This window comes from Armatimonas sp., from assembly GCF_031410135.1.
Classification (GTDB): domain Bacteria; phylum Armatimonadota; class Armatimonadia; order Armatimonadales; family Armatimonadaceae; genus Armatimonas.
Genome location: NZ_JANNYP010000269.1, coordinates 1 through 3,740, shown reverse-complemented (window position 1 = coordinate 3,740; position 3,740 = coordinate 1). Strand labels below are relative to the sequence as shown.

5 protein-coding genes and 1 pseudogene are annotated in these 3,740 nt (G+C 57.8%); all 6 read left to right on the top strand.

Annotated elements, in window-relative coordinates:
- Positions 1-272: pseudogene (locus RMO15_RS10135) on the top strand (hypothetical protein); the annotation flags it as partial.
- A gap of 10 nt (positions 273-282) precedes the next feature.
- The gene (locus RMO15_RS10130; RefSeq protein ID WP_309711482.1) at positions 283-648 is read left to right on the top strand and encodes a response regulator; all 366 of its coding nucleotides are present in this window, start codon (positions 283-285) and stop codon (positions 646-648) included.
- 77 nt (positions 649-725) lie between these two features.
- Complete coding sequence (locus tag RMO15_RS10125) at positions 726-2,132, top strand: D-aminoacylase (protein WP_309711480.1); 1,407 nt, start codon at positions 726-728, stop codon at positions 2,130-2,132.
- Positions 2,133-2,150: 18 nt separating this feature from the next.
- Positions 2,151-2,492 carry a protease inhibitor I42 family protein gene (locus tag RMO15_RS10120; protein ID WP_309711478.1) on the top strand — a complete coding sequence of 114 codons (342 nt, stop codon included), beginning with the start codon at positions 2,151-2,153 and terminating at the stop codon, positions 2,490-2,492.
- A 53-nt stretch (positions 2,493-2,545) separates the two neighbouring features.
- Positions 2,546-3,283, top strand: coding sequence for a sugar phosphate isomerase/epimerase (locus RMO15_RS10115; RefSeq protein ID WP_309711476.1), 738 nt, complete (start codon positions 2,546-2,548; stop codon positions 3,281-3,283).
- A 32-nt stretch (positions 3,284-3,315) separates the two neighbouring features.
- Positions 3,316-3,615 carry a hypothetical protein gene (locus RMO15_RS10110; protein ID WP_309711474.1) on the top strand — a complete coding sequence of 100 codons (300 nt, stop codon included), beginning with the start codon at positions 3,316-3,318 and terminating at the stop codon, positions 3,613-3,615.
- The last annotated feature ends 125 nt before the right edge of the window (positions 3,616-3,740 follow it).

The window sequence follows — 3,740 nt, the reverse complement described above, 5'->3', positions numbered from 1 at the left end:
ACCAAGAAGGCAACGAGACCCTGCTGGATCGAACTATGGTGCTCTACGGAAGCAACATGGGCAATGCTAACACGCACGTCACGACCAACCTTCCCGTCCTCTTTGCCGGTGGCGGCTTCCAGCACGGCCAGCACCTCGCCTTCGACCGCGAGCGCAACTACCCGCTCCCCAACCTCTTCGTCAATGTCCTCCAGCGCTTCGGGCTTGAGACCGACAAGTTCGCCTCCAGCACCGGAACCATGCGCGGCATGGAGCTAAAACGCTCCGCGTAGAGCTATTCCCATGACGATCCTCGTTGTGGACGACAAACCAGTTACTCGCCTTCTCTTGCAAGAAACTCTTGGGAAGGCGGGCTATCAGGTTCTGCGGACCGAGTTTGCTGAGACCGCTAGGCAGATTCTCCAAGAGACTCATGTAGATGCTGTGATCGTTTCTTGGACACCTTCTGCTGTGAGCGGACGAGAACTTGCACACTGGATTCGCCAGCAACCACTCTCTTTTGGACGACAACTTGTGGTTATTGCTGTAGGAAATGTCTCTCCCGTGATTGATTCGCCCTTGCCTGTTGATGTTTTTGTACCTTGGCCTTTCAACCCACTGGAGCTAATCTCTTGGCTCAAAACACTCCTCCCTAACCCTCCTTCGTAGAGGGAGGGTGCCGAAGCGAGGGACGAGCGAAGGCGGGTGGGTTCTGGTGGGTACGGGCGTTCAGGTACAATCCCTCCATGTCCTATCTCATTCGTGGCGGCCTCCTCGCCGATGGAACGGGTGGCAAGCTGCGCCGCGCCGATGTGCTGGTGGAGGGCGACTCTATCAAGGCGGTCGGGGCCGGTCTGGGTGGCGCAGACTCGGTGATCGAGGCCAGCGGCAAGGTTGTCGCGCCGGGCTTTATCGATACCCACAGCCATGCCGATGGGGGACTCCTCACCAACCTCGATGCCGAGACGCAGCTTCGCCAGGGAATCACGACCGCGATTGTCGGGCAAGACGGTGGCCATAACTTCCCGCTCACCGAGTGGTTTGAGAAGCTTCAGCAGACCCCGCCCGCGCTCAATATCGCCAGCTTTATTGGGCATGGCACGGTGCGCGGGAAAGTCATGGGCGACGACTACAAACGTGCGGCTCGCCCCGACGAGATTCGGCAGATCCGGGCGCTGGTGGCGCAAGAGGTTCGTGCCGGAGGGCTGGGCCTAAGCTCCGGCCTAGAGTACGATCCGGGAATCTACGCCAAGACCGAAGAAGTGATCGCGCTGGCGGAGCTGGCGGGCTTTTACATCAGCCATGTCCGCGACGAAGAAGAGGGGGCGCTCGAAAGCTTCGAGGAGCTAATCCAGATTGCCACCGAGGCGCACGTCCCGGCGCAGATTTCGCATATCAAGCTGGGCTCCTCGCCGGTCTGGGGCAAGACGCAGCAAGTGTTTGCACGCATGGACGCGGCCAAGCGGCGCGGGGTGAGCATCACGGCGGATGTCTACCCCTACACCTACTGGCAGAGTAGCATTATCGTCTTGCTGACCACCCGCGAGTGGGACAAGCCCGCGCTCTGGGAGAAGGCGCTTGCGGAGGTCGGGGGGGCGAAGAATATCCTGATCACGGGCTACGCCCCGCAGCCCGCGTTTGTGGGGAAAACCCTGGCACAGGTGGCGCTGGAGCAGAAAAAAGATCCGGTGACACTGACAATGGAAATGGTGAAAGCCGCCAACGGTGCCGTCGGCGTGGTGGTGACGGCAATGCAGGAGCGCGACCTGCACGCGTTTCTGCACCATCCTGAGATCATGTTTTGCACCGACGGTGGCCTGCGCGGCTCGCACCCACGCGGCGCGGGGAGCTACCCGAGAATTTTAGGCAAGTACGTCCGTGAGGAGCGTGTGCTCTCGCTCGAAGAAGCCATTCGGAAAGCTAGTGCGCTTCCTGCCCAGCGTTTTGGTTTTGCGGATCGCGGCCAGGTCGCCCCCGGCAAGAAAGCCGATCTCGTGCTCTTTGACCCCAAGACCATCCACGACACCGCCACGACCAAAGACCCGCAGTCCAAGCCCGTTGGCCTGACGGATGTGCTGGTCAACGGGGTTCCCGTCCTGCGAAACAGCCAGCTCACCGGAGCGCATCCGGGGCGCATCCTACGCCGACTGTAATATGCGTTATAATCGGCCATGCAAAAGAAACCACAGCGCATTTTTACCGCGAAAGACAGTGGTAAAGAGGTCACTCTCAAGGTGGGCGAGACTTTTGGCATTCAGCTTGAGACCAATCCCAGTACCGGCTACGGCTGGTACTTCGTGGTAAGCGAGAACCCTTTTCTTCCGATCTCGACCACCTCACTGAACGATGCCTCAAAAACGCCACGCCCCCCTGGGGCACCCACTACCCAGCTCTCGATCTTTAAGGCCGATAAAGTGGGCGAGAGATCTATTGCCATGATCTATATCCGGCTGTTTGAGCTAAAAGCTGCCCCCACAAAGACTTTTCAGTTACGCGTTGTCGTAAAGAAGTAGCAGGAAGACGAGCCTAGAAGGGATTTAAAGCGATGATCGCGAACTCTGAAATCATGAAAGCAAACACGCTCAATATCGGGGTGGCGACCTACACGCTTCGGAACCTGCCCACGGATGCTGCGATCACGGTGCTCCAGCGGCTGGCGATCAAGACCTGCTCGCTCAAGGACTCTCACTTGCCGATGAAGGCGACCCCGGAAGAGTTAAAGGCCATTGTTGCCAAGTTTACGGCAGCGGGAATCACGCCCCTCTCCATCGGCAACGTGGGTATGAAGGACGAAGCGAGTATGCGTGTGGCGTTTGAGTATGCCAAGGCCTCGGGGGTTGGAACCATGGTCTGTGCCCCGCCCCTGGACTCGATCCCGATCCTCGACAAGCTGGTCAAGGAGTTCGATATCAAGCTCGCGCTCCACAACCACGGTCCCGAGGACAAGAACTTTCCGACGCCTTATGAGGCCTACAATGCCGCAAAAAACTTTGACAAGCGCATCGGGCTTTGCGTGGACGTGGGCCACTGTGCACGCGCCGGTAAAGACCCCGCCAAGGCGATTCTGGACTGCCGTGATCGGGTTTATGACATTCACCTGAAAGATGTGAGTGTGGTGGCACCGAATGGCAAGCCGATTGAAGTGGGACGTGGTGGGCTAGACATCGCCTCGATTCTCAGGGCCCTGATCGCCATCAAGTTTACTGGGAATGTTGGCTTTGAGTACGAGAAAGATGCCAAAGAGCCCGTGCTGGGTCTGGCTGAATCCGTGGGCTATGTCCGTGGGATTCTCAAGAGCCTCTAGCCATGTTCGGATTTTCGTCGGAAAACGCTGATATGCCCTGTCCGGAGTGCCGTCGCATTCTGGTGGACGTGACATCTTTTAGCCGCTCGATGGGCTTGGATGCAGAAATGGGGCAGGAGCTTTCCTCGCCGTTTAATACCTATGGTGGGGTGAACCGTGCGGGTGCGGTGTTCTTTCTCTTTGACTTGTGCAATAGTATGATTGATAGTATCTTCGGGCTTTTTCATAAGCAAAAAGCCCGAAAGCTCTGCCTGCAGCTCCTCAGAGAAGCGCCCAAGAGCCTGATCTGTGCAAGCTGTCTTTTTGTCTACCGGCGCGGGTGCAGGTCATAAAAGTGGTGAGGTAGCAGGCTGAAAAACGCGGCGACTCCAAAAGGCAAAAAAGGAATCCAACTCGTTGCCAAAAAAGAAACCGCGTAGACGGGCAATTACTTCACCACCAACCACGCTCCAGCGCA